This is a genomic window from Actinomadura sp. 21ATH, assembly GCF_041951345.1.
GTDB lineage: Bacteria > Actinomycetota > Actinomycetes > Streptosporangiales > Streptosporangiaceae > Spirillospora.
In genome coordinates this window covers 178814-202805 of the sequence record NZ_JBGNUR010000004.1, presented here as the reverse complement: position 1 = coordinate 202805, position 23992 = coordinate 178814, and the positions used below count along the sequence as shown (strand labels likewise).

Genomic DNA, 23992 nt, shown 5'->3' with positions numbered 1-23992 from the left:
GTATGGTCACCCGCCCGGGCGCCCGCGCCCCCGCCGAAAAGACACCGATGTTCTAGTGAGCCGCCGTGCGCGCGGTTAGGCTCTGTCGGCGTGATCATCTCATTGCGGCGCGGCGACCCCGCCCGGGTCGGCCCGTACCGGCTGGACGGGCGGCTGGGCGAGGGCGGGATGGGGACCGTGTTCCTGGGCACCTCGCCCGGCGGCCGCCAGGTGGCGGTCAAGGTGATCAAAGCGCGGCACGCCGCCGACCCGCGCTTCCGCGCCCGCTTCGCCCGCGAGGTCGAGGCCGCCCGCAAGGTCGGCGGTTTCCACACCGCGCAGGTCGTGGACGCCGACGCGGACGCCGAATCGCCCTGGATGGCCACCGCCTACGTCCCCGGCCCGTCCCTGAGGAACCGGGTCCTCCGCGACGGCCCCCTCGCCCCCGACGCCGTACGCGCGCTGGGCGCCGCCCTCGCCGAAGGGCTCGCCGCCATCCACCGGCACGGCCTCGTCCACCGCGACCTCAAGCCCGGCAACGTCATCCTCTCCCCCGACGGCCCCCGCATCATCGACTTCGGCGTCGCCCGCGCCGCCGACGCCGATCCGCTGACCGCCGACGGGGCCGTGGTCGGCACCTACGCGTACATGGCGCCCGAGCAGATCCGCGGGGAGCCGTCCGGGCCGGCCGCCGACCTGTTCGCCCTCGGCTGCGTGCTCGTCTACGCCGCCACCGGGAACGGGCCGTTCGACGCCTCCACCGTCCCCGCCATCGTCCACCGCGTCCTCACCGAGACCCCGCGGCTCACCGGGATCCCCGCCGACCTCGCCCGCGCGGCCGGCGCGTGCCTGAACAAGGACCCCGGCGCCCGGCCGTCCACCGCCGCGCTCATCGCCCACCTCGCCGGCCCGGAGTCCGCCCGCCTCCCGGACGTTCCCGTCCCGCCGACGACGCCCCCGCCGGGCACATGGCCCGCCGCGGAAGAACCCACGCTGCCTCCCGGGACGGTCGTCGCCACGAAGGAGGAAGGCACCCCGGCCCCGCCCGGCGCCGGGACCGCGCGACGGATGCCGCGCCGCGCGGTCCTGGCGGGCGCGCTGGCCACCGGTGCCGTCGCCCTCGCCGGGGGCGGCGGGGCGCTGTACGCCCGGCGCCGCGGCGGGCGTACGGCCGGGACCGGCCCCGAGCCCGCGTCCACCCTGCCGATCTCACCCGCCGCCACGCTCACCGGCCACGCCCACGCCGTCGACGCGGTCGCGTTCAGCCCGGACGGCCGCCTGCTGGCCAGCGGGTCGGCGGGCGACGAGACGGCCCGCCTCTGGGACGTCGCCACCGGCCGCACGGTCCGGGAACTGACCGGGGCCGGGGTCCGGTCCGCGGCGTTCAGCCCGGACGGCAGGTACCTGGCGACCGGCAACGAGGACGACACCGCCTCGCTCTGGGACGTCGCCACCGGCCGCAGGATCAGGTCGTCCAGAGCCGGCGAGCACGGCGTCTGGTCGGTCGCCTTCAGCCCGGACGGGCGGACGCTGGCCGGCGGCGGCTCCGGCGTCCGGCTGTGGGACGTCGCCACCGGCGCCACCACCACCCTGGACACCGGGCCGCTCACCCGGAACCGCGTCGGCGACCGGGTCCCGAACCTCGTCCTCGGGCTGGCGTACGGCCCGGACGGGAGAACGGTCGCCGCCGCGCTCGACGGGTACGGCGAGGAGGGAGGCGACGGCGCGATCCTGATCTGGGACGTGGCCACCCGCCGGCGGGTCGCCGTGCTGCGCGGCCGGACCGAGGAGAACCTGGCGCTGGCGGCCGGTCCGGACGGCGCCACCCTCGTCACGTGCGGCGGCAGCGAGGACGTCCACGTGTGGGACGTGGCGGCCCGCAGGGAGACCGACCGCCTCTCCGGCCATCTCGGCGAAGTACGGGCGGTGGCGTTCGCCGGGAACGGCACGCTGGCCAGCTGCGGGGAGGACAGGACGGTCCGGCTCTGGGATCTCGCCGGGCGCCGCGCGACGGCCGTCCTGACCGGCCACACCGAGCTGCTCACCACGGTGGCGATCAGCCGGGACGGGCGCACCGTCGCGGCCGGCGGCGGCCAGGACGACAAGACCGTCCGGCTCTGGAGGGTGCGCGGATGAAGGCTCTGCGGCCGGACGACCCCCGCACGGTCGGCCCGTACCGGCTGGAGCGGCGGCTGGGCGAGGGCGGGATGGGAACGGTGTTCCTCGGCAGCTCACCGGGCGGGCGCCAGGTGGCGATCAAGCTGATCCGGGCCGAGCACGCCGCCGATCCGCGCTTCCGCGCCCGCTTCGCCCGCGAGGTGGAGGCCGCCCGCAAGGTCGGCGGCTTCTACACCGCGCAGGTCGTGGACGCCGACGCCGAGGCGCCCGAACCGTGGATGGCGACCGCTTACGTACCGGGGCCCTCGCTGCGGGACGCGGTCGCCTCCGGCGGCCCGCTCGACGCGGCGGCGGTGCGGCGGCTGGGCGCCGCGCTGGCCGAGGGGCTGGCGGCCGTCCACGCCCACGGCCTGGTCCACCGCGACCTCAAGCCGGGCAACGTGATCATGTCTCCGGACGGGCCCCGGATCATCGACTTCGGCGTCGCCCGCGCCACCGACGCCACCACGCTCACCGTCACCGGGTCCGTCGTCGGCACCTACGCGTACATGGCGCCCGAGCAGATCCGCGCCGACCGCGCAGGGCCGGCCGCCGACGTGTTCGCCCTCGGCTGCGTGCTCGTCTACGCCGCCACCGGCCGCGCCCCGTTCGAGGGCCCCAGCGTCCCGGTGATCGTGCACCGGATCGTCGCCGGGCCGCCCCGCCTCGACGGCATCGGAGGCGATCTGCGCGACCTCGTCGCGGCCTGCCTGCACAAGGAGCCGGACCGGCGGCCGGGTCTCGCGCAGATCGGCCGCCGCCTGACCGCCCCGCCGACGTACCCGGCGGCGCCCCCGGCGCCGGCGGCACGGCGGCTCCCGCGGCGGGCCCTGATCGCCGCAGGGGCCGCCGCCACCGCCGCCGCGGCCGGCGTACCGGCGGCGCTGCTGCTGGCGCGCCCCGGCGAGGCTCCCGCGAAACCGCTCCCGTTCCGCCCGACCGGTACGCCGCGACCGGCCACGCTGGTCGGCGGGCCGATCGGCGTCCCGCGGTTCGCGTTCGTCGACGGCGCCCGGACACTGGTGGGCCCCGGGCTCCGCGAGCTCTGGCGATGGGACCTGACCACGGGCCAGGGCAGGGCCGTCCACATGCCCGAGGTCCTCGACTACGGCGCCAAGACGATCAGCGCCGACGGGCGGGTCGTGGCCGGCTGCCACAACGAGCATGTCGCGATCGGGGACCCCGCCACCGGGCGGACGGTCCGCCGCATCGACCTCCCGGACGGCCCCGTGTCGGTCGCGCTGACCGCCGACGGCGGCCGGCTCGCGGTCGACCACGGCGACACCATCGAGATCTGGGACGTCCGGACCGGCCGCAAGATCGGCCCGGACTTCGGCGACGGCATCGAGCTCACCTTCAGCGCGGACGGGAGGCTGCTCGCGGGCGGCCCCCTGTCGGAGGAGCCGATCCGGGTCTGGGACGCCGCGACCGGCGGCACCATCGCCGAGATGCGCGGCACCCGCCCCATGGTGCTGGCGTTCAGCCCGGACGGCACGCTGCTCGCGGGGTCGACCGAGTACCGGCAGGACGTCCAGCTCTGGGAGGTCCGCACCGGGCGGACGGTCCGCACCTGGCGGGGCCACACCGAGGGCCTCAGGGCGCTGGCCTTCAGCCCGGACGGCGGCACGCTCGCCAGCGGCGGCGACGACCGGACCATCCGGCTGTGGAACGTCCGGACGGGCGCGGCCATCGCCACCCTGACCGCCGAGACCGAGGAGGTCAACGCGCTGACGTTCGCCCCGGACGGCCGCGCCCTGGCCAGCGCCACCGGCGGCGGCACCGTCCGCCTCTGGCGCTTCTCCTGATCCGGCGCCGCCCTCAGCCGGGCCGGGTCAGGGCGCGGGTGATCCGGGGGTCGGTGGACGGGACGGGGTCCTCGCGCCCCACCCAGGGGTCGCCGCCGAAGCAGGCCCGGAAGAGCCTCTCGGCGGTACGGGTGGCCAGCGCCTGGCTGGTGAGCGTGGGGTTGGGGCCGCCGAGGCTGTTGGGCAGCGCCGAGTTGTCGGCGACGTAGAGGCCGCGCACCCAGCGGCTGCGGGCGTCGGCGTCCAGGACCGAGTCGGCGGCGCGGTGCCCCATCCGCATCGTGGAGTGCACGTGGAGCAGCAGCGGCGACCAGTCCATCCGGTAGACGGTGCGGGCCCCGGCGCGGCGCAGCAGCTCGGCCGCGCGCCGCGCCAGGAACTCGCGGTTCGCGTGCGTGCGGCGGCTGCGCGTGCGGCCGTCCAGCTCGACCTTGGCGACGGCGCCGTGCTCGTCGGCGACGGGGAGGCCCGACAGGAGGACGCGGTTGCCGGGCTCGACGTCGTCGGCGGTCAGCACCAGGACGCTCAGCAGCCGGTTCACCCCGTTGAGCAGGGCGTCCTTCAGCTCGGGGCCGAGCACCCGGCCGGTCCGGCCGTCCCACGGGCCGGTCATGCCGCGCCCGTTGGCGTACCGGCCGCGCACGCCGCTGCCCGACATGGTGAACGCGAACGCCTGCGTCGCCGGCGGCAGGCCGATCTGCTCCAGGGCTCCGTGCCCGGGGAAGTCGCAGCGCACGTTCGACGCGGGCCCCTTGGACGCGTCCGTCTCCTCGTCGAACAGGCCCGTGACCACGTCCAGGAAGTGGTCGGTGTAGCCGCGGCCGACCCAGCCGTTGGGGTCGGGGAGGTCGCTGTTCTTCCACAGCCGCGGGTTCTCGGTGGTGCCGCCCGCCAGCACCACGGCCCGCGCGTCCTCGCGGTGCCGCTCGCCGGTGGCGACGTTCCGCCAGGTCACGCCGGTCGCCGCGAGCTCGCCGCCGCGGCGCTCGGTGTGGATCCTGATCGCGAACGAGTCCGGCAGCAGCGTGACGGCCCGCCCCTGCGGCGCCCACGCGGGGGCGGTCAGCGCCATCGGCACGTAGCTGTTGTCGGTGGACCGCTTGGCGAACAGGTTGCGCGGCGCGTTCACCGGTTCCATGCAGCCCTGCTGGCAGAAGCCGCAGAACGTGCAGCCCTGCGCGAGCGGGTGGCGCAGCCGCGCCGGGTCGGTGGTGCGCCCGGCCGTGCCGTGCGGCTGGAGGATGGCGTTCTCCTGCGGCCGGTACGCGGGGCCGGTGGCGTCCTTGTGGGCCTAGAGCGGGAGGCCCAGGCGCTCGGCGCCCCGCAGGAACACCCGCTCCTTGGTGCCGAGCGGGGCGGTCTGCACCGGCAGCGTCGCCTCGACCCACCGGTAGTACGGGATCAGCTCCTCGTAGCGGAACGGGAAGGCGTGCGCGGTGTCGTAGGCATCCCGGTCGGGCCCCTCGTATCCGGCGAACACGCCCCGGTACGCGCGCGGCGAGTTGCCGTAATAGTGCTGCGTCGTGCCGCCCACGCCCGAGGCTTGCAGGACGAACGAGTTCTGCGGCTGCTCGCGCAGCCACGCGGGCCGGTCGCGGTCGCCGGGCCCGAACCGCAGGAAGCCGGTGAGCGGGTTGTTGGCGTCGTTCTCGTAGTGGGTCCAGGTCCGCCGCGGGTCGGTGTGGTGGGGCCCGGCCTCCAGCAGCAGGACGTCCAGGCCGCGCGCGGCGAGCTCCTTGGCGATCACCGGGCCGCCGCCGCCCGCGCCGACCACGATCACGTCGCGCATCAGCCCGGCACCTCCGTCCGGTCCTGGTAGTAGCCCGTGAACTCGTCCCAGCCGTCGGCCGAGGGCGTGTAGCCGGACGCCCGCCATCCCGCGGGCCGCCCGGTCAGCCTCCGCGTCTCCGGGTCGAACACGCCCCACTCGCTGTAGCCGCCGAGCGCGGCCAGCACCAGCAGCCCGTTCGCGGTGAACTCGATCAGCCCGGAGACGGACCGGTGGTACGGCTCGGGCAGGTGCCGGTCCAGCAGCGCGACCAGATCGGAGTCGGCGCCCTCCAGCAGCTCGAACACCCGCGCCTTGCCCGCGTACGGCAGCCGCGCGAACGGCGCGGCGAACGGCCCGGCGAGGCTGCGCGGGTCGACCCGTACCGCCTCCAGGTTGAGGATCAGCGCGACCACCGGCGCGAGCGGCACGGTCGCGTCGTTGCGCAGCAGCAGGCGCAGGCCCCGGTCGGCGCGCCGTACCGCGGCGGCGTCCGGCACGCCCGCCGGCCGCGGCAGCCGCAGGTCGCCGGCGCCCTGCGCCAGCGCCCGCAGCAGCGGGACGGCGATCTGGTCGGGGAACGGCACGAACCGGTTCAGCATCTCCACCAGGAACTCCGGCAGCCGCGCCTCCACGCCCCCGGCCTCGGCACGGGGCGTGCCCTGGACGCGGGAGTACGGATCGGGACCGGGCATCACGAAGACCGCGAGCCCGCTCATCGTGTCGAGGGCCAGCGTCCCGAGCGCCGCGGCGACCGGATCGGTGCCGGGATCGGTGTCGGCTTGGGCGGGCGGGGCGGCGGCCAGCGCGGAGGCCGCGGTGAACGCGCCGCACAGCCCGGCCGCTTCCAGGAACGCGCGCCGTTCGAGTCCGGGAACCGCCATCGGGAGCCCCTTTCAGGGAGGACGTCCGGAAGCTAGTGCGATGCCCCGCGAGCCCTCTCCGGAACGGCTTCCCCGGAGCCGGATGTGGCCCGGAAAATGACGTTTGACCAGCCGTTTTGTCAGCCGCCTGACAACTCCCCGACCCGTTTTCCGCCGATACCGCGAAGGCGTGAGCGATGCCACACGGTGTGTACGCCGCGCCTTCTCGGGTAGCGGCGCCATTGGCGGGGCGCCGAGTCCCGCCACCGCCCATCCGAACGCCAACGCACAGGGGGAACGATGAGCACCATCACCGAGTCGGTCGACGTCGACGTGCCGGTCCGGGCCGTCTACGACCAGTGGACGCAGTTCGAGGACTTCCCGCACTTCATGGAGGGCGTGGAGGAGATCCGGCAGCTCGACGACACCAGCACGCACTGGATCACCAAGATCGCGGGCGTGTCGCGGGAGTTCGACGCCGTGATCACCGAGCAGCTGCCCGACGAGCGCGTCGCCTGGAAGTCGGTGACGGGCCCGACCCACGCCGGCGTGGTGACGTTCCACCGGCTCGACGACACCACCACGCGCGTCACCGCGCAGATGGAGATCGACCCGGAGGGCTTCGCCGAGAAGGCCGCCGACAAGACCGGGGCGATCAAGAGCCGGGTGAAGGGCGACATGCAGCGCTTCAAGACGTTCATCGAGAAGCGCGGCGCCCCCACCGGCTCCTGGCGCGGCCAGGTCGACCGCCCCGGTCCCTGACCCGGCCCGCGGACGACGACGGGGCCGTCACTCCGGCGACGGAGCGGCGGCCCCGCGCCGTGCCTCCAGGGGCCGCAGCCGGTGAATCCGGCCCGATGGCGTGATCGTCGGCCCGCGCGGGCGGCGCTTCCCGCGTTCCCGCCGCGCGGGTCAGCCTCCGTGGGCGGTGATGGCGTACCCCTCGGGCCCCAGGAAGGTGAAGGCGCGGCCGAAGGGCCCGTCCTGCGGCGGGACGGCGATGGGCACGCCGGCGGCCGCGAGCCGGTCGTGCAGCGCCTGGGCGTCGTCGGTCGCGAACCACAGCGCGACCCCGAGTCCGGGCCGGCCGCCGCCGAGGTCGACGCCCGGCAGCGGCTCGCGGACGGCGAACGGGATCGGCTCGGTGGCGAAGACGACCGCGCCCGGAGGCGCGGCGGGCGCCCGGGTCAGCCCCACGCGCTCCTCGAAGAACGCGGCGGCCGCCTCCAGGTCGCGCACCTGCAGGGCGACGAAGTCGGGTCCGGTGACGGTCATGGGCACTCCTCGGAACGCTGTCGGTTATGTCAGGACTTTGACATACTCGACGGTACGCGCACCCCGTCACCTATGTCAAAATGTTGACATGCACGCCGAAGAGGGGCCCGCCCCGCCGCACGCGGCCGCGGACATCACCGAACACGTGGGGTACCGGCTCAAGCGCGCCGCCGCGGCCCTGCGCGGCGCCATGGACGGGGCGCTGCGCGAGCACGGGCTGACCGTCCCGCAGTACTCCTGCCTGGAACTGCTCGACGAGAACCCGGGCATCTCCAGCGCCGAGCTGGCCCGCGGCACCTTCGTCACCCGCCAGTCGGCGAGCGTGGTGCTGCGCGGCCTCCAGGACGGCGGCCTGGTCACCCGCCCCGCCACCGCCGACCACGGCCGCGCCCTCCCCGTCCACCTCACCGAAGCGGGGCGGCACCGGCTCACCGCCGCCCGCACGGCGGTGTACGACATCGAGCGCCGCATGATCGCCGCCATCCCGGCCCGCCGCCTGGACGCCCTCCTGGCCGACCTCGACCGGATGACCGCCGCCCTGGACCGATGACCGTCCCGGGCGAGCCGGAGCCTCCGCGGTCAGGCGTTCCGTGCCGGTCCGGCCGGCTCGGCGGGGACGTACGCCACGATCTGCCGCGCCGCGAGGACCGTCCAGACGAAGGTGAACGCGATCACCGTGGGGTTCATGACCAGCAGCACCACGGCGGTGTGGAGGTTCTCGCCGAGCCCCTGCACCCGGTTGAAGAACGCCACCAGCGCGGCCAGCACGGCCGCCTGGAGCGCCAGGCTCGGCCACCGCTCCCGGAGGAACAGGCCCGGCCGCCCGGTGTCCACGGTCCCCTCCCGCCAGAACGCCAGCCGGACGATGAGGCCGATGAGCAGCACCCGCGCGAGCACCGTCACCACCTCCAGCAGCACCGGGAACGGACCGGGCGGATCCGTCAGCACGGACACGAACCGCTGCGCCCCCGGGACCAGCGAGATCCCGGCGATGAGGACCAGATGCCGCCGGTAGAAGGCCAGGGCCTGCGAGGGCGCCTCAAGGGCGGTGCGCCACTGGAGGGAGAATGACATGTGCTTCAGCGTACTAAATATTTCATCCAACTAAAATGACTGGAGGCCGGATGGACGCGAACTCAGGAGCCGCGGGCCAGGGCGACAGGTCCGGGCGGGAGCTCAGCTCCGCGGTGGTGTTCTTCCACGAGGCGGTGGGGCGGCACCTGGGCCTCACCCCCGCCGACCACCGCGCGCTGACGCTGATCGGCCTGCACGGCCCGATGACCGCCGGCGAGCTGAGCCGCCTGACCGGGCTCACCCCCGGCGCGGTCACCGGCCTGGTGGACCGCCTGGAACGGGCGGGCCACGTCAGCCGGGCGAACGACCCGCGCGACCGCCGCCGCGCCCTCGTCACGGCCACCCACGACGTCCCGGAGGACGTCGCGGCCGCCTTCGCCGAACTGGGCCGGAGGATGGCGGGCGTCGTCGCCGGGTACGGCGAGCGCGAGCAGGCCGCCATCGCCGACTACGTCCAGAACATGATCGAGGTCCTGCGAGAGCAGACCCGCCGCCTCTCCGGCGACGCCCCCGGCTGACCCGGCGATGCCGTCCCCGGTCAGCGGACGGGGTCGGGCAGGACGTCACCGGCCGCGAGAGGCCAGGCACCCGTCCGCAGACTCACGCGGTCGTCGTACGGATAGTGGTCCTGTTCCTCGGACGGCGACGGCGCCGTGACGAGGCAGCGATGCAGCAGCAGCTCGCGGCGCCGCCGCACGGACAGCGCGCCGTTGGCGTCGTCCTCCGGCGGCACGAACCCCTCCCCGATGTACTTCTCCCCGTCCCAGTTGAGATGCAGCCCCGCCGAGTCCTCGTAGAAGCGATGGAACCGGGTGCGCCACTGGGAGTTCGATCCCCATCCATGCGACGGGTCGTCGCTCGGGCGAGGGTCGCGCCGGTCGGTGAAGTACAGCGTGGACGCGGTGGCCGTCCCCGCGTCCAGCAGGCGCGACGGCGCCCGCACGCGAACCCCGGCACGGCAGAACAGCAGGTCGCCGAACCGGAACCCGGGCCACAGCACGTCCTCGACCGTGACGGCCCCCGCGCTCTCGTCCACGCTCACCGCGAACACCTCGTGATGGAACGGCGAGAACGCGGCACCGCGCCGGACCCGCTCCAGCCCGACCCGCTCGAAGAACCACCCGTGCACGGCGAGCGCGGCACGATCGAGAACGCGCCCGCCGGTGACCCCCGGCCCCGGCCCCGCCTCCCCGGCCGGGCAGCCGCGCTCGATGAGCAGATCGCTGACCCGGCTGAGCGCGTACAGGGCGTAAAGCCCGTCGCGATACCACGAGCCCAGCTCACCGTCCCCGCGCACCTGCGGCACCTCCCGCCGGCGCAGCGGCCCCAGCCCGTCCAGGAGCCCGGCCGCAGCGGCCGTCCACCTCCTCAGGACAGCACGCTCACCACCCGCACCGCTGTCGATCAGCTCATCGTGAAGACGCCGGCCGAGCCCATAGTCGATCTCCCGCATGCCCCCGGTCTACAACGACCGCCCTCCCCGTTCGCCCAAAACGTTGACTCGTGGCGTGTTCCCCTCCGCAGGCCACCCCGAAAGGGGAACACGCCACGAGTCAACACGGCGCGCGCGAGCCAGGCAGTGGACGCGGAGAGCCCCGGCCCGCGCGGGGCCGGGGCTCTCGGAAGCCGACGGGGGTCTACTGCTTGAGCCGGGCCAGGAGCCCCCGGAACCGATCCGCATCGAGAACGAGCTTCGCCCCGCCCGGATCCTTGGAGTCCCGCACCCCGACCACCCCGGCGAAGCGAGCCACCTCAACGCAGGCATCACCCTGGCCACTGCTGCGCCCGGACTTCCGCCACATGATCGGGTCCATGAACGACTCCCTTGCCAGGTCAGGAACGCTTCAGCTCACCGACCAGCGCCCGGAAGGCGCCCTGACCGAGAACGAGCTTCGCCCCATCCGGATCCTTGGAGTCCCGCACCCCGACCGCCTCGGGGAACCGCGCCACCTCAACGCACGCGCCACCCTGGCCACCACTGCGCCGGGACTTCCGCCACGTGATCACGTCCATCGGACAACCGCCTTCCGTAGGAACTCGCGGGAATCGTCAACGTTCAGAGCGCGGGACTGCAACGCCGAGAACGCACCGACGATGTGCAAGATATCCTCTGGGCTGTTCGACGTAACGCCTCCTATGGCAGTTTCGATGTGGAGTAGATCGTCACCGTTCGGTTGAGTTGCCAGGTTGAAAGAACTTTCAAGTCCCCGGTAGTACGCGGTGGGAGCGATCTGGAGAGTGACGTTGCTCCACTCGGACACAGCAAGCAGGTACTCACACTGCTCCCGCATCACCTCTTCGTTCCCCATACGGGTCCACAGAGCGGCTTCGCCCACCACAACGCTGATCATCGGCGGATCTTTGCGGCGCAACACTGATTGACGGCGGATTCGCCCTTCGATTGCCGTTGGGTCCCGCAAGAGTTCCCGCATGTACGCCTCAGTCTGGAACAGGCCATAGACGAACATGGTCTCGTAGGCCCGGAGGAGCGCGGCCGTCCGTTCTGCCTGCGGATAGTCCGCGAACCAGCGAGGGTAGCCGGCGGACTTGATGAGGTCGTCCCACAAGTCCACGAGGGCAGTGTGCGTGTCGAGCGCCCCATCTAGACGAGCGGCGAAGTCTCGACGGCATCTCGTGGTTCCCGCTTCGACCTGCCCTACATAGGACCTGGTCACTGACACGCGTTGAGCCAACTGAGGCTGACTGAGCGCCGCCTCCTGCCGCAGCCGCGCGACCTCGGAACCGAATTGGATGAGCTCTCGGGTGGGCTTTCTTCTGGCCATGACGCGAACTCCTGTGTTGGGGGGACACACCGTTCACCGCAACCATCCGCCAGCACTGAGCTTGCGATGAGTTGCTTACCTGGCGATATTACTCTCAGCGAGCAAGCATGTGTGGTGAGTTACCAAGATCTCAGCACACGAGGTGATCACGTGTACGAGGCGGCGACGCTGGTGATCAAGGCACATCCGGAATCGATCAAGGAGGCGCGGGATTTCGTCGCGCTGACGTTCGGGACGTGGGGGCTGGAGGACTTCCTGGCGCGGATCGTGGTCAGCGAACTGGCCACGAACGCGGTCAAGCACGGGTCCCGAGAAGACGATCTCGTCGTCGTGCGGACGTACCGGCGGGACGACGGGTGCGCGGTCATCGAGGCGTGGGACCGGAGCGACGCCGTCCCGGCCCTCCGGCCCGGGGACCACGCCTCCGAGTCGGGGCGGGGCCTGCTCCTCCTGGAGCAGCTCGTCAGGCGCTGGGGTACGCGGCCGCTCGCCGAGGGCGGCAAGGTCGTGTTCGCGGAGCTGGAGGCCGTACCGAATGAGGGATGACGTGCGCCTCCGGCACATCACGATCGACGGGCGAGGAGTCTGGCGCGCTAACGGGCGCATCCTCATCTCGTCGTCGTTCGCGGAAGGGCTGGTCGACTGCCCGGCCGTCGCCGATCCGGGGGCCTGGCGCGGGCCGGCGGCCTGGGCCTTCCTGTCCCGGCTGCCGGACGGCGGGTCCGCCGCCTGATCGGACGGGTGCCCTCCAAGACGGTGCCGCCGTTCAGCGGACGCCGTGTCGTGCGGCCTGGTCGCCGATCCCGCCGAGCACCGCGTCGAGCAGCCGGTCGAACTCCGCCTCGGATCCGAAGCCGGCCTGGTGGGGCGCGAGGGCGGCCATGGCCGGGTAGGCGGCGGGGTCGATCGCGGGCACCTCGGCGGGCCCGCCGGGACCGCCGCTGAGGACCGCGAGCAGGTAGCCGTTGAGGAAGCCGAACAGCACCGTCGGCGCGTCCGCGACGACCCGGTCGGGCAGGCCGCCCGCGCGCATCGCGGCCACCAGCCGTTCCAGGGCGGCCAGCGCCACCGGCGACTTCTGCGGGCGGGTGGCGAGCAGCGGGAACACGCGGGGGTGCCGGTACGCCATCCGCCGGTAGTCGTGCGCCGTCCGGCGGGCGGCCTCCTCCCAGTCTCGGGGCGGCTCCTCCCCGCCGGTCTCCATTTCGGCGATCACGGCCTCCGAGACCGCGTCCAGCAGCGCCGCCTTGCCCTTGATGTGGTGGTAGATCGACATCGGGTCGACCCCGAGGTCGTCCGCGAGCCGCCGGACCCCGAAGCGGTCCAGGCCGTCGCGGTCGACGAGCGCGACGGCGGCGGCCGCGATGCGCGCGCGGTCGAGCCCCGCCGAGGTGCCCCGTGTGCGCCTGGTCACGTCCGTTCCCTCCGCTTGCCAAACCTACACCGTAGAATCTACCGTCCAGATAAAACCTACAGCGTAGATTTACGGAGAAAGGCAGGGCGTTCCCATGGCGAAGCACCCCCGTGAACGGTGGGCCACCGCGGCGATGTGGGCCGGGCTCGGACTCACCGTGGCCGCGACGGCCGCCCCGTACCTCGACCGCGCCACCCTCCACCTGCTGGCCGACCACATCCGGGCCGGCTATCCCGGCTACTCCCAGGAGAAGATCGACACGGCGGTCACCGCCTACCTGATGCTGCTGACCGCCATCGGAGCGTGCGGCGCCGTCGCCTGGCTCTGGACGATCCGCGCGGTCGGCCGGGCCCGGCGGTGGGCCCGGCCCGCCGCGACCGCGATGCTCGTACTCGGCACCTGCACCGGCCTGGCCATGCTGCTCACCAGGGACACCTCAGGCGACACGGGCCTGCCGCCGGAGCTGGCCTGGACCGGGCTGGCCCCCTGCCTGGCGGGCCTCGCGACGGTCGCACTGCTGTGGACGCGGCCTTCGCGGGTCACCAGATGACGACGCCGCCGCCCAGCTCCCGTGCGCGCCGGGCGGCTCCGATGATGTTGTCCAGCCGGGACGCGATGTAGTCCTCGCGCCGGTCCGTGCGGGCCGCGATGGCGGGGATGTTCGCGCGGACCAGTTCGCACTCGGCCAGGAAGCCCTCGATCTCGCCGGGTTCGATCCACAGGTCCTCGGTGGCGAGGACGGGCAGGTGGCGGGCGCCGAGTTCGCGGACGGCGGCCGAGCCCCAGAGCAGGGTGCGCGTCCGCTCGTGCCCGGCCAGGTCGAGGCCCCCGGCCGGGGAGTCGAGCACCACACGTTCGCCGGTTTCATCCGTCACGAAGACATCCACGAGCAGGCTCACGGCGTCCATTGAACAGGGGTGGCTATTAGAGGGGGCCGGGCGTCCGCCGTTCGCGAGCACCGCCGGGATGCTGTTATCACGCACATGCAGAGCAATGCGTGTATATAGTATCGACCAACATAACGTCAAATGGTCGGGGATGCCATGCAGAACTCCTCCGCGCGGGTGACCGCCGCAGAGATCTCGCGTCTCGCCGGGGTCACGCGCGCGACGGTGACCGACTGGCGGCAACGGCACGAGGACTTCCCGGCCCCGGTCGGCGGAACGGAGGACCGCCCGCTCTTCGACCTCGACGCCGTACGGGCCTGGCTGCGCGCACGCGGGCGGCCGGCCGCCGCCACCCCGGCCGCGGAGCTGCGCGCGGCGCTGCGGCTGCGCGCTGATGACGGCACCCTCGCCGTACGGCTGCTCCCCCTCGTACTCGCCACGGCCCGCCTCGGCGACGCGGCGGCCGAGCTGCGCGGACTTCCGGACGCGGACCTGGCCTCGCGCGCGTGCGACGCGGTCGCCGGGGCGGGCGGCATGCTGCCGGGCGCCGGGCCCGTCCGGTACGAGGACCGGGACGCGGGGGCGTTGCGCGCCCTGGTCCGGTGCGTCCACGAGGACGGCCCGCAGGTGGCGCTCGACGTGCTGGCGGAACGGGAACTCGGCGACCGCGCCTCCACCGGCACCTACCAGACGCCGCCGCGACTGGCCGACCTGATGGCCCGGCTGCTGGCGCCCCCGGAAGGCCCGTACCCGCGGCGCGTCCTCGACCCGTCGTGCGCCGCCGGAGCCCTGCTGGCCAGTGCCGCCGAGCACGGCGCCGCGGCCTTGTTCGGGCAGGACCGCGTGCCCGTCCAGGCCCAGCGCAGCGCCGTGCGCCTCCTGCTCGGTGCCGCGGACGCGGACGTGACCGTGCGCGCCGGGGACAGCCTGCGGGCCGACGCGTTCCCCGGCGTCGAGGTGGACGGGGTGCTGTGCAACCCGCCGTTCGCGGACCGCGAGTGGGGGCATGACGAGCTGGCGGACGACGCGCGCTGGACGTACGGGATCCCGCCGCGCGCCGAGTCCGAGCTGGCGTGGGTCCAGCACGCGCTGTCGCACCTGTCCCCCGGCGGCCTGGCCGTGATGCTGCTGCCGCCCTCCGTCGCCTCCCGCGGCCCGGGGCGCCACGTGCGGTCGGAGCTGCTGCGGGCGGGCGCGCTCCGGGCCGTCGTCGCCCTGCCGTCCGGGATCGCGCGGCTGCACATCGGCCCGCACCTGTGGGTGCTGGAGCGTCCCCGGCCCGGCGGACCGGCCGGGGACGCGGCGCTGTTCGTCGACGCCTCGGACCGCTCCCCCGCCGGGTGGGACGAGCTGGCCGCGGCCGTGCTGGCCGCGTGGCGCGGGTTCGCCGGCGACGCGGACGGTTTCGCGGCCGAGCCGGGCTTCGCGCGCGCCGTCCCCGTCATCGACCTGCTCGACGAGCACGTGGACCTGACGCCGGCCCGCCGGGTCCGTGCCGCCGCCGCGGTCGCCGCCCCGGCCCTGGTGGCCGCGCAGGCTAGGGAGCTGATCGAGGAGCTGGGCGCGAGCATCGCCTCCCTCACCCTCGCCGGCGCGGTCGGCGAGTGGCGGCCGGCCGGGGACGAGGCGCGCGCCTGGCGTACGGCGACGGTCGCGGACCTGGCGGCGGACGGTGCGCTGACGCTCTACCGGGCCGGGCGGGGTTCGGAGATCCTGGCGCGGTACGAGGGGCGTGCCGTGCTGACCGGCCGCGACCTGGCAGCGGGCGGCCGGGCCACCGGCGACGCCAGCGAGGTCCGCCCGATCGCGCCGACCGTGATCGCGGCGGGGGACGTGCTCCTGTCCGGCGTCCCCGGCCCGCGGGGAGCCGCGTCCAGGGTCGCCGACGACGAGGACGCCGCCTGCCTGCTCGCCCCGGACGTCCACCTGATCAGGCCGGACGCCGAGCGCCTGGACCCCTGGTTCCTGGCGGGCTTCCTGGGCGCGGCCGGCAACGTCGGCCAGGCGTCCTCCGGCAGCTCCGCCGAGCACGTCGACGCGCGGCGGCTGCGCGTACCGCTGCTGCCGCTCGACGAGCAGCGCCGCTACAGCCGCACGTTCCAGCACCTGCACGACCTCCGCGCCGCCGCCCGCGAAGCCGGCGAGGCGGCCGCGAGCGTCGCCGGGCTCCTGTCCGCCGGGCTGACCGCGGGCTCGCTGCTGCCCCCGTCGGGCGTCTCGGCGTGACGGCCGCGCCGCGGGCCGCCCGGGTCCGGCCCGGACGGCCCGCGGGCGCGCGTCAGGAGCGCGCGCCGGGCCTGTCGACGACCTTGACGGCGACGCGGACCTTCTGGTGCTGGAGGGTCCCCTTCAGGACGCGCTCGCCGGACCCGCCGTCGACCTCGTGGTCCTTGACGGCGAACACGCGGTCGCCGAGGTAGCCGTAGGTCTCCGGGTCGAGCAGCACCTCCGTGTGCGTCCACTGGTCCACGACGCCGAGGGCGATGGCGGGGCGGCCGGCCGCGTCGGCCCCGCCCTCGACGAGCGTCACGCCCGGGACCAGCTTCATGGCGCGGTAGATCGCCGCCTCCGTCGCGGGCGGGTGGACGTTCTCGCGCAGGATGGTGACCAGCGTCTCGAACGTCATGAGCGGGCCTCCCCCGCCGCTGCCGTGGATCTTGCGGAACAGCGCCCCGGGATCGGTCGGGAGGGGCAGGTACCTGGAGGCGCGGGCGGATTCGGCCGTCTCGCGCCCGACCGAGATCCTGCCGTTCTCGTACGCGGCGTACTGCCTGCCGTCGCCGCGCCGCCAGAGCTCCGACTCGTCCGTCCTGTACGGCCCGCCGGTGACGGACCCGGCGGGCCGGGCGCCGCTGGTCACGCGGATCCTGGTGTAGACCCACTGCCGGGGCCCGGGGGCGGCGGACGGGCGGTTCCGGGCGGCCGCGGCGGCGCGGTCGAGGACCTTCCCGGCCTCGGCGGCCGACGCCAGCCGGATGGCGACCGGCGGCGCGGCGGGCGGCACGCTCTCACCACCGCCGCCGGGCCAGACGGCGACGCCCGTGGCGACGGCGGCGGCCGCCGTACCGGCCACGGCCAGCCGCACGGCGAGCGAACGGCCGCGCCGCCGCACGCGCGCACCGGCACCGCCACCGGCGGCCGCATCGGAGGCGGCGACTCGGGCGGTAGCCGTATCGGCGGCGGCGGGGCCAGGGGCGGCCACGGTGGCGTCGGCGGGGGCGGTGGTCATGATGGTGGTGAGGAGTTCGCGGGCGGCGGGGCGGGCGGCGTGGCCGGCGAGGTCGGCGTCGCGGACGCGGGCCAGCGTGCGCACCGGCTCGTCGGTGGGGTGCGGCTTCATGTCAGTGTGCTCCGTTCGCTGAGGTACGGGTCACGGGCCGGTGGTCGACGCCCGCCGAGCGCAGCGCGCGGGCCAGGCGCCGGCGGGCGCGGTGCAGCCGGACGCGCGCGGCCCCGGCCGAGCAGCCGAGGACGGCGGCGAGCGCGGTGCGGTCGAGCCCCTCCCAGGCGACCAGGGCCAGCACCTCGCGGTCGCCGGCGGACAGGCGGCCGAACGCCTGCGCGATGGCGGCGCCGTCGGCGGGATCGGTCACGGCGACCGCGGCGATCTCGTCGCGCAGGCCGGTGGTGTGCAGCCGGTGCCGCTCGGCGGAGCGGCGGTGGTTGGCCAGGACGCGGCGCGCGACGCCGTACAGCCACAGCCGCGCCCGGTCGCCGGGCGGGATCTCGCCGAAGCGCCGCCACGCGACGGTGAACGTCTCCGCGACGACGTCGGCGGCGTCGTCCGGGGAGGCGCAGCGGCGCAGCGCGTAGCCGAGGATGGGCTCGTACGTCGCGGCGTACAGCGCCTCGAACGCGGCCTCGCGGTCACCCATCGACGGAGCTCACGGGTCTTGCGGCACCCACGGGACTCACGGCACTCACGGGACTCTCCTTCGCGCTGGGGAAAGGGAACACCCCCTACGTGTCGGGAGGGCCGCCGGTGTTACCGCCCCGGAACGGGAACCCGCGTCACGACGTCAGCTGGGCCGAGCCCCAGGAGAATCCGGCGACCGCCGCCAGCGCCCCGGCCGCGAGCAGCGCCGCGAGGAGGATCCTGCGGGTGCGTTCCCGAGGGGTCCGCGCCGCCAGGACGACCATCGTCCCGGCGTTCAGGTCGTGGAGACACTGGCCCGCGCGCGCCCGCCGGCCGCCGGAGCCCTTCCACGCGAAGTAGTCGTCCCACGGGCCGCGGGCCGAGTAGTTGTCGCCCCAGGTCGGCTGCCAGCGCTTCCACGCCTGCCCGCGGCTCGGGCCGCTCACGCCGTCGAGCGTCACCACCCGCGTCCCGGCGATGCGCTGGCCGACCGTGCAGCCCCACAGGGCCAGCCGTCCGACCCGCACGAAGTACCAGCCGGCCGTCCCGGTGAGCACGGGGGTCATGGCCACGACGACCAGCACCGGGCCGCCCGCGCCGCCGGAGACGCTCGCGATGAGCAGCGCGAGCGTGAGCGCCGCCGTCCACACGACCACGACGGTCAGGTAGTCGATCAGCCGGGAGGCGGTGCGGCGGCCGGCGCCCGCCAGCACCCGGACCCGCCGCGTCCCGCCCTCGGACGCCGCGTCGGGGTCGGTACCGGCGGGGACGAAGACGGCCTGCTGCCGTGAGGTCTCGGTCACGAACGCCTATCAAACCCCAGGAACCCTCGGTTGCGTTAGCCCCGGAGGGGCACGGGCGCGGTCAGGTGCCCGCCGCCGCGTAGCAGCGGACGGCCACCCGCCGGTCCGGACCCCACTGCTGCTCGACCGTGTCCAGCAGGCTCCAGCCGAGCCGCTCGTACAGGGCCGCCGCGGCGGTGTCGGACGCGACCACGTCCAGCACCGGGTGCAGGCCGCGGTCCCGCGCCTCGCCGGACGCCCGCGCCATCAGCAGCGCACCGATCCCGCGGCCGCGCGCCCAGGGGGCGACGAACAGCCGGCTCACCATGGCGGTCGCGGCGATGCCGGCGCCGGTGCGGGCGCTCCAGAGCGCGGGCGCCGCGTTGTCCGGGGTGCTGCGCGACAGGCCGACATGGCCGGCGATCCGGCCGTCCGGCTCCGCCACCCAGGCCCCGATGAGCGACGGCCGTGCCAGCCACCCGGCCGGGTCGCGGGGCCAGTCCACCGGGTAGCCGTCGCTCTCGTGCACCTCCGCGAGCACCCGGACGCAGCCGTCGATGTCGTGGTCTTCCCGCCGCCTGATGTGGCGGGCCGCGCCGCCGCCGTCGTTGCTCACCCGGCCATCGAACCAGGTTCCGGTGACGCGCCGGTCGCGTCCTCCAGAAGCCGGACGACCGTGAGCAGGTCCCTGGTGCGGAAGTGGTCGAGCTGGTCCTCCCACCGCCTCGCCTCCAAGCGGGCCCTGAGCCGGCCGGCGCAGGCGGACAGGGTCCGCCGCTCGTGTGGGGTCAGGCGGCCGCCGGACTCCAGGCAGGCGTCCACGCATGCCCGCAGATCGCGGGAGACGTCGTCGGCGACGAGCGCGGGGAGCCGCCGCCGGTTCCAGTAGAGGACGGCGTGCAGGGCGGCCTCGCGGCGGGCGCCGTACCAGTGGTCCAGGTGGTACGGGTTGCGGTCCCGGGGGTGCGGGCACCTGCGGCCTCTCCGCTTGGCCTCGCGGCGGGCCTCGTCGTACGCGGCCAGCTCCGCGTGCCACACCGCGCGGCTCGCGTCGAGCTCGTCCAGGGCCCTGAGCAGCGCCGCCTCGTCCGTCTGGAACCGCCCCGCGCGCGCTTCCAGAAAGCTCAGCGTGGCGTGGAAACCGATCGGCCGGTAGATCTGCACGCAGGAGCGCAGCATCGACACCCGCATCCCGTGCGGCAGCGACGGGTCGCGCGCCTTGCGGGCGAAGTTCCCGTAGCTCATCCGGCCGCGGCCCCGCCGAGGCCCGCGAGGGTGGCGCCGTGCAGCACCGCGACGGCGTCCGCCGTCCGTTCCGGGTCCTGGGAGGCGCCCGCGGTCACCACCACGTATCGTCCCCGGCGTTCCACGCGGCCGTCCCGGGCGGTGCCGCCGCCGGAGAAGCGCAGATCGGTGTACGCGAGCCAGGCGCCCGCGGCCGCGGCGGCCGCGGAGTCCCTGAACCGGAGGACGTGCCCGTCGACCGTCACGTTCTCCGTCGTGCGGAACGACGCCTGGACGCGTCCCTCGCACTCCACGTCGGCCAGCAGCGCCCGGCTCCGCGCCCCGCCGGCCCCCGCGAGGCATCCGGCGCGGCTGTCGAGCGTGCGCCCGCCGGCCGGGACGTACGTGACGGCGCGGCCGCCCGACTCGATCCGCTGCCGCTTGCCGGTCTCGTACACGCGGCCCGCCTCGAACGGCACGGCGCGGTCACCCGGGTCCCCGCCGTCCAGGGCGATCCCCACGGCGATCCCCGCGGCGGCGACCGCCAGCAGCGGCACGGCGAAGATCATGACGGTCCCGCGCGGTCGGCGGCCCGCCCGCGGCGCGTCCCGGTCCTCGATCACCACGGTCGCCTATGAAACACCATCCGGGGCGAAAAGGGCAGCCGGACGGACGAGAACGAGGCCCGGCCGAAACGGCCGGGCCTCACACAAGGGGATCTTGCTCCCGCGACTGGACTCGAACCAGTAACCTGCCGGTTAACAGCCGGCTGCTCTGCCGATTGAGCTACGCGGGATCGTCGCGGCCGGTGGAGCCTCGCCCCTGCCCGGCGCGTCTAGGTTAGCGCATTCCAGGAGGTGTTCGCGCACCCATAAATCCCGGGCGACTGCTCCGCCCTTTCGTGGGTATGGGTCGGTGACCAACCGCAGCACCGGGAGTTTTGAACTATGAAGCACCGTGCAATGTTCTTCGCGGGCGCGGCCGTCGGCTACGTCCTGGGCACGAAGGCCGGCCGCGAACGGTACGAGCAGATGAAGCAGGCCTCCCAGCGCTTCACCGAGAACCCGAGGGTGCAGGAGTACGCCGAGGTTCTCCGCACCAAGGGCGGCGAGATCGCCGAGGCGGCGCGGGACCGGGTGCCCGAGCAGATCGGCAGCAAGATGCCCGGCAAGCACCAGGACGACATGCCGGAGGAGTACAAGGACCCGCGCCAGGAGACCACGACGCACGGGACCGCGGCGACCCCGCGTACCACCCTCTGAGACCCAGCGGTCCCTCAGGCCGCCCCCCGGCCTCAGAGGCCGGTCTGGCGGCGCAGGTCCTCCAGGAGCTGCTCGGCCTCGGCGCGCAGGCCCGGGTCGTCCGGGTCCAGCCCGGACCCGAACACGAAGCTCCAGCGCACGTCGCCGCCGCCGGACGGGCGGCGGCCGGCGATCCGGACGGTGCCGCCGCCGGGCAGCCGCGCGTTGTGGCTGATCACGACGGTGGCCGTGACGCGCTCCCGGACGGTCTCGGGCACCGACCCCGCTTCGGTCAGCCGGACGTGGTGCTCGGGACCGCCCGCGGTCTCGTGCACGTGCAGCCAGCCGTCCTTCCAGGACGCCTGGTCGATCCGCTCCCACGGGACGCGGGCGAAGCCGCCGGACACCGTGGGGACGTGCAGGGCCGTGGACGTGGCCACGACGTAGGAGCCGCCGCGCGTGGGCGCGGTGGCCAGCGTGCGCTCGCCTCGTTCGAGGTCGAGCCGGTCGCGGACGGGGGCGGGCGGCCGCCGGGTCAGGCGCATGCGACCACCGTAGGCGATCAGGCCGCCCGGGGCGCGCGGCGGGCGCCGAGCAGGTCCAGGACGAGCGCCGCCGACCAGCTGTAGTCGTGGCTGCCGCGGCCGGTGCCGTCGAACGGGTCGAAGTACTCGCGGAACCCCGACTGCCGCACCAGCCGCAGCGTGGAGCCGTACAGCAGATCCGCGATGACCGTGTGGCCGTGCGCCAGGGCGCCGTACCACAGCAGCCAGTTCGTGTTGATCCAGGTCGGCCCGCGCCAGTACCCGCCGCGGTCGAACGCGGGCGCCTGGATGTCGCAGGTGGGCACCGGGTAGCCGGCCGCGCCCGCGAACCGCGCCGAAAGCAGCAGGTCGACGAGGTTCCGCGCGACCGGCGCGGGCAGCTCGGGGTCCAGCAGCGGCGCGAAGCCCGCCACGGTCACGACCGGGAGCAGCCGGCCGTCGCGCAGGTCGCGGGCCCGGAAGCAGCCCGTCTCGCAGTCCCACAGCCGCTCCATGAGGGCGCCGTGGATCAGCCGGGCCCGCTCCCGGTGCGGCACGGGGTCGCGGCCGACGATGGCGGCCAGCTCGGCGAGCGCGTGCGTCGAGGCCAGGTACGTCGCGTTCACCAGCGGGTCCTCGACGGCGAACGGGTGGGCCTCCCGGATGTACTCGCTCCGGTAGCCGGCCTCGCGCAGCAGGGTGACGAGCCATACGTACCGCTCGTAGTCCTCGCCCGTGGGGAGGCTGTAGGCGTCGCGGTTGGGCGCGTACACGGCCCGCGGCAGCTGGAGGGCGCCGAGCGGCCTGTCCCAGGCGGGGCTGTTGTCCATGCCCGATTCCCAGGGGTGGACGATGGCCATCAGGCCGCTGGAGTCCACGTCGCGGCATTCGGCGAGGTAGCGGTGCTGCGCGACCAGCATCGGGTAGAGGCGCGCCAGGAAGGCGCGGCTGCGTTCGGCCTCGGCCGGGCCCGCGCACTCGTGCAGGCGCAGGGCGGCCAGCGCCTGCAGCGGCGGCTGGGTGAGGGCGGAGGTGTGCACCCTCCTGGGCGCGGCGGGCTGGCGGTCGCCGTGCCACAGCTCGGGCCCGGGGAAGTACGCGTGGCGCGCGAGGTCGGTGTTGAAGACCATGTGCGGCAGCAGGCCGTCCCGCCACTGGCCGCGGAAGAGGGACATCAGCTCGCGTTCGGCCCGGTCGCGGCGGTGCCTGGCCAGCCCCATGCTGACGAACGTGGAGTCCCAGCTCCACTGGTGCGGGTACAGGCCGGGCGACGGGACGGTGCCCGTCCCCGTCCAGTTGGCATCGAGAACCCGCGCCGCGGCGTCCCAGAGCGCGGTCTCGTCGCCGGTCAGACGGGTCGTCATGGGGCCAGCGTGACCTCCTCGCGAGGTGCAGAGCCACCCTGATTGTGACCGCAGATGGCGGGTCCGGCGACCCCTGTTCCGGCGGTGCTTGTCTACGCGGGCGGCGCCGGCTCCGTGATTGTTCCCGGGGAGCGGCCGCCGGAGCCGGCGCCGGCGCGTTCCAGCAGCCAGGCGACGATCTCCTCGCCCGCCAGGACGCCCCGCGCGCGCGTGACGGCCGTGGCGGGGCCGGACCGCGAGGTCCAGCCGGTGTCGTGCAGCTCGCCGTGGGCGGGCCGGATGGACGCGGTCGCGGCTTCGAGCAGCTCGATGTCCAGCAGCGAGTCGCCGGCCGCGAGCATGGCCTCCGCTCCGGTGCGGCGGGCGACCTCCTCGGCCGCGGCCGCCTTGGTCAGGCCCGCCGGGAGGCAGTAGACCTTGCGCCCTTGCAGCGAGGTGCGCCAGCCGCGCTCGGCGCACCATCCGGTGAGGTCCTCCACCCAGCCCTGGGGAAGGGCGGCCCGGTCGACCACCGTGTAGGCGAACAGGTCGGACGCGGTCCGCCGCTTCAGGACGAACTCGCCCTGGACGCCCGCCAGGTGCTCCCGCACCTCGGCCAGGGCGGCGGACGACTCCCCCATGCGGGCCCGTACGGCCGCGGCCCATTCGGCGTCGTCCGCGCCGTCCACCAGGATGTGGCCCCCGTTGGCGCAGATGGCGTACGCGGGGGGCTTCTCCAGCAGGTGCACCCGCGCGTACTGCTCCGGCGTGCGCGTCGTCGTCGGCACGAGCGTCGCCGCCCCCGCGAGCGCCTCCAGGCCGCGCGCGGCGGTCTCGGTCAGGTAGGACAGCGGGGCCGCCTGGTACAGCTCCACGCACAGCAGGCGCGGCATGGCGGCGTCGGGGCCGTCCAGGTGGAGGGCCGCGGAGGAGTAGATGAGCGTACGGTCCAGATCCGAGCAGACGAGCACGCTCACCAGAGACCGCCTTCCTTTACAAAGTAGAAAATATCGGACA

The 23992-nt window shown here is 74.6% G+C and carries 30 protein-coding genes, 1 tRNA gene and 1 pseudogene; 10 read left to right on the top strand and 22 right to left on the bottom strand.

Annotated features, from left to right (window positions below; all coding sequences use genetic code 11):
- Window positions 1–90: 90 nt before the first annotated feature.
- Entirely contained in the window at window positions 91–2115 is a 2025-nt protein-coding gene (locus ACA361_RS15625) for a WD40 repeat domain-containing serine/threonine protein kinase (RefSeq protein ID WP_375012679.1), read from the top strand.
- A complete protein-coding gene (locus tag ACA361_RS15620) occupies window positions 2112–3941 on the top strand; it encodes a WD40 repeat domain-containing serine/threonine protein kinase (protein ID WP_375012678.1) in 1830 nt (609 codons plus the stop codon). Before ACA361_RS15625 ends, ACA361_RS15620 begins: the two co-directional genes overlap by 4 nt.
- A gap of 13 nt (window positions 3942–3954) precedes the next feature.
- On the opposite strand, the gene ACA361_RS15615 is transcribed toward ACA361_RS15620, so the two are convergent.
- From ACA361_RS15615 to ACA361_RS15605, 3 genes are all read right to left on the bottom strand, one after another.
- Window positions 3955–5136 carry a GMC oxidoreductase gene (locus ACA361_RS15615; protein WP_375012969.1) on the bottom strand — a complete coding sequence of 394 codons (1182 nt, stop codon included), beginning with the start codon at window positions 5134–5136 and terminating at the stop codon, window positions 3955–3957.
- Window positions 5137–5232: 96 nt separating this feature from the next.
- Complete coding sequence (locus ACA361_RS15610; RefSeq protein ID WP_375012677.1) at window positions 5233–5730, bottom strand: lycopene cyclase family protein; 498 nt, start codon at window positions 5728–5730, stop codon at window positions 5233–5235.
- Window positions 5730–6593 carry a hypothetical protein gene (locus tag ACA361_RS15605; protein ID WP_375012676.1) on the bottom strand — a complete coding sequence of 288 codons (864 nt, stop codon included), beginning with the start codon at window positions 6591–6593 and terminating at the stop codon, window positions 5730–5732. The genes ACA361_RS15610 and ACA361_RS15605 overlap by 1 nt, the downstream gene beginning before the upstream one ends.
- 279 nt (window positions 6594–6872) lie before the next feature.
- Between ACA361_RS15605 and ACA361_RS15600 the strand changes: the two genes are divergently transcribed.
- Window positions 6873–7334: an SRPBCC family protein gene (locus ACA361_RS15600; protein ID WP_375012675.1), complete on the top strand. Its 462-nt coding sequence runs from the start codon at window positions 6873–6875 to the stop codon at window positions 7332–7334.
- Between the two features lie 150 nt (window positions 7335–7484).
- Here ACA361_RS15600 and ACA361_RS15595 read toward each other — a convergent pair whose 3' ends face one another.
- Complete coding sequence (locus ACA361_RS15595) at window positions 7485–7847, bottom strand: VOC family protein (RefSeq protein WP_375012674.1); 363 nt, start codon at window positions 7845–7847, stop codon at window positions 7485–7487.
- Between the two features lie 88 nt (window positions 7848–7935).
- On the opposite strand from ACA361_RS15595, the gene ACA361_RS15590 reads away from it, so the two are divergent.
- Window positions 7936–8397 (top strand): MarR family winged helix-turn-helix transcriptional regulator, encoded by a 462-nt coding sequence (locus tag ACA361_RS15590; protein ID WP_375012673.1) that lies wholly within the window; start codon window positions 7936–7938, stop codon window positions 8395–8397.
- A 29-nt stretch (window positions 8398–8426) separates the two neighbouring features.
- On the opposite strand, the gene ACA361_RS15585 is transcribed toward ACA361_RS15590, so the two are convergent.
- Complete coding sequence (locus tag ACA361_RS15585; RefSeq protein ID WP_375012672.1) at window positions 8427–8921, bottom strand: hypothetical protein; 495 nt, start codon at window positions 8919–8921, stop codon at window positions 8427–8429.
- A 50-nt stretch (window positions 8922–8971) separates the two neighbouring features.
- Here ACA361_RS15585 and ACA361_RS15580 point away from each other — a divergent pair, with 50 nt between their 5' ends.
- Window positions 8972–9439 (top strand): MarR family winged helix-turn-helix transcriptional regulator, encoded by a 468-nt coding sequence (locus tag ACA361_RS15580; protein WP_375012671.1) that lies wholly within the window; start codon window positions 8972–8974, stop codon window positions 9437–9439.
- Window positions 9440–9459: 20 nt separating this feature from the next.
- Here the strand turns inward: ACA361_RS15580 and ACA361_RS15575 are convergent, their stop codons facing one another.
- The 5 genes and pseudogenes from ACA361_RS15575 to ACA361_RS15555 form a co-directional block, all read right to left on the bottom strand.
- A complete protein-coding gene (locus ACA361_RS15575) occupies window positions 9460–10374 on the bottom strand; it encodes a hypothetical protein (protein WP_375012670.1) in 915 nt (304 codons plus the stop codon).
- Between the two features lie 184 nt (window positions 10375–10558).
- On the bottom strand, window positions 10559–10735 hold the full coding sequence (locus ACA361_RS15570; RefSeq protein WP_375012669.1) for a DUF397 domain-containing protein: 177 nt from the start codon (window positions 10733–10735) through the stop codon (window positions 10559–10561).
- 19 nt (window positions 10736–10754) lie between these two features.
- A complete protein-coding gene (locus tag ACA361_RS15565; RefSeq protein ID WP_375012668.1) occupies window positions 10755–10934 on the bottom strand; it encodes a DUF397 domain-containing protein in 180 nt (59 codons plus the stop codon).
- On the bottom strand, window positions 10925–11494 hold the full coding sequence (locus ACA361_RS15560; RefSeq protein WP_375012967.1) for a DUF5753 domain-containing protein: 570 nt from the start codon (window positions 11492–11494) through the stop codon (window positions 10925–10927). Before ACA361_RS15560 ends, ACA361_RS15565 begins: the two co-directional genes overlap by 10 nt.
- Window positions 11495–11704 (bottom strand): annotated as a pseudogene (locus ACA361_RS15555) (multiprotein-bridging factor 1 family protein); the annotation flags it as partial. It abuts the gene before it with no gap.
- 150 nt (window positions 11705–11854) lie between these two features.
- Here ACA361_RS15555 and ACA361_RS15550 point away from each other — a divergent pair.
- Both ACA361_RS15550 and ACA361_RS15545 read left to right on the top strand, forming a co-directional pair.
- Complete coding sequence (locus ACA361_RS15550) at window positions 11855–12250, top strand: ATP-binding protein (protein WP_375012667.1); 396 nt, start codon at window positions 11855–11857, stop codon at window positions 12248–12250.
- Window position 12251: 1 nt separating this feature from the next.
- Window positions 12252–12437 (top strand): hypothetical protein, encoded by a 186-nt coding sequence (locus ACA361_RS15545; protein ID WP_375012666.1) that lies wholly within the window; start codon window positions 12252–12254, stop codon window positions 12435–12437.
- A gap of 33 nt (window positions 12438–12470) precedes the next feature.
- Here ACA361_RS15545 and ACA361_RS15540 read toward each other — a convergent pair whose 3' ends face one another.
- Window positions 12471–13118: a TetR/AcrR family transcriptional regulator gene (locus ACA361_RS15540; RefSeq protein ID WP_375012665.1), complete on the bottom strand. Its 648-nt coding sequence runs from the start codon at window positions 13116–13118 to the stop codon at window positions 12471–12473.
- Between the two features lie 94 nt (window positions 13119–13212).
- Here ACA361_RS15540 and ACA361_RS15535 point away from each other — a divergent pair, with 94 nt between their 5' ends.
- A complete protein-coding gene (locus tag ACA361_RS15535) occupies window positions 13213–13668 on the top strand; it encodes a hypothetical protein (RefSeq protein ID WP_375012664.1) in 456 nt (151 codons plus the stop codon).
- On the opposite strand, the gene ACA361_RS15530 is transcribed toward ACA361_RS15535, so the two are convergent.
- Window positions 13658–14017, bottom strand: a complete 360-nt coding sequence (locus ACA361_RS15530; RefSeq protein ID WP_375012663.1) for a hypothetical protein — start codon at window positions 14015–14017, stop codon at window positions 13658–13660. The genes ACA361_RS15535 and ACA361_RS15530 overlap by 11 nt on opposite strands.
- Before the next feature lie 129 nt (window positions 14018–14146).
- On the opposite strand from ACA361_RS15530, the gene ACA361_RS15525 reads away from it, so the two are divergent.
- Complete coding sequence (locus ACA361_RS15525; RefSeq protein ID WP_375012662.1) at window positions 14147–16231, top strand: N-6 DNA methylase; 2085 nt, start codon at window positions 14147–14149, stop codon at window positions 16229–16231.
- Between the two features lie 52 nt (window positions 16232–16283).
- Here the strand turns inward: ACA361_RS15525 and ACA361_RS15520 are convergent, their stop codons facing one another.
- From ACA361_RS15520 to ACA361_RS15490, 7 genes are all read right to left on the bottom strand, one after another.
- On the bottom strand, window positions 16284–17345 hold the full coding sequence (locus ACA361_RS15520) for a CU044_5270 family protein (protein ID WP_375012661.1): 1062 nt from the start codon (window positions 17343–17345) through the stop codon (window positions 16284–16286).
- 1 nt (window position 17346) lies between these two features.
- On the bottom strand, window positions 17347–17880 hold the full coding sequence (locus tag ACA361_RS15515; RefSeq protein WP_375012660.1) for an RNA polymerase sigma factor: 534 nt from the start codon (window positions 17878–17880) through the stop codon (window positions 17347–17349).
- Window positions 17881–18016: 136 nt separating this feature from the next.
- Window positions 18017–18664: an RDD family protein gene (locus ACA361_RS15510; protein WP_375012659.1), complete on the bottom strand. Its 648-nt coding sequence runs from the start codon at window positions 18662–18664 to the stop codon at window positions 18017–18019.
- A gap of 61 nt (window positions 18665–18725) precedes the next feature.
- Window positions 18726–19259: a GNAT family N-acetyltransferase gene (locus tag ACA361_RS15505; RefSeq protein ID WP_375012658.1), complete on the bottom strand. Its 534-nt coding sequence runs from the start codon at window positions 19257–19259 to the stop codon at window positions 18726–18728.
- Window positions 19256–19888 carry a hypothetical protein gene (locus ACA361_RS15500; RefSeq protein ID WP_375012657.1) on the bottom strand — a complete coding sequence of 211 codons (633 nt, stop codon included), beginning with the start codon at window positions 19886–19888 and terminating at the stop codon, window positions 19256–19258. The genes ACA361_RS15505 and ACA361_RS15500 overlap by 4 nt, the downstream gene beginning before the upstream one ends.
- Entirely contained in the window at window positions 19885–20493 is a 609-nt protein-coding gene (locus ACA361_RS15495; protein WP_375012656.1) for a hypothetical protein, read from the bottom strand. Before ACA361_RS15495 ends, ACA361_RS15500 begins: the two co-directional genes overlap by 4 nt.
- A 97-nt stretch (window positions 20494–20590) precedes the next feature.
- A tRNA-Asn gene (locus ACA361_RS15490) sits at window positions 20591–20663 on the bottom strand.
- A gap of 151 nt (window positions 20664–20814) precedes the next feature.
- On the opposite strand from ACA361_RS15490, the gene ACA361_RS15485 reads away from it, so the two are divergent.
- Window positions 20815–21129, top strand: a complete 315-nt coding sequence (locus ACA361_RS15485; RefSeq protein ID WP_375012655.1) for a YtxH domain-containing protein — start codon at window positions 20815–20817, stop codon at window positions 21127–21129.
- Window positions 21130–21161: 32 nt separating this feature from the next.
- Here the strand turns inward: ACA361_RS15485 and ACA361_RS15480 are convergent, their stop codons facing one another.
- From ACA361_RS15480 to ACA361_RS15470, 3 genes are all read right to left on the bottom strand, one after another.
- Window positions 21162–21653, bottom strand: a complete 492-nt coding sequence (locus ACA361_RS15480; protein ID WP_375012654.1) for a hypothetical protein — start codon at window positions 21651–21653, stop codon at window positions 21162–21164.
- Between the two features lie 17 nt (window positions 21654–21670).
- Window positions 21671–22996 carry an amylo-alpha-1,6-glucosidase gene (locus tag ACA361_RS15475; RefSeq protein ID WP_375012653.1) on the bottom strand — a complete coding sequence of 442 codons (1326 nt, stop codon included), beginning with the start codon at window positions 22994–22996 and terminating at the stop codon, window positions 21671–21673.
- 92 nt (window positions 22997–23088) lie between these two features.
- Window positions 23089–23952 carry an HAD family hydrolase gene (locus ACA361_RS15470; protein WP_375012652.1) on the bottom strand — a complete coding sequence of 288 codons (864 nt, stop codon included), beginning with the start codon at window positions 23950–23952 and terminating at the stop codon, window positions 23089–23091.
- Window positions 23953–23992 lie beyond the last annotated feature (40 nt).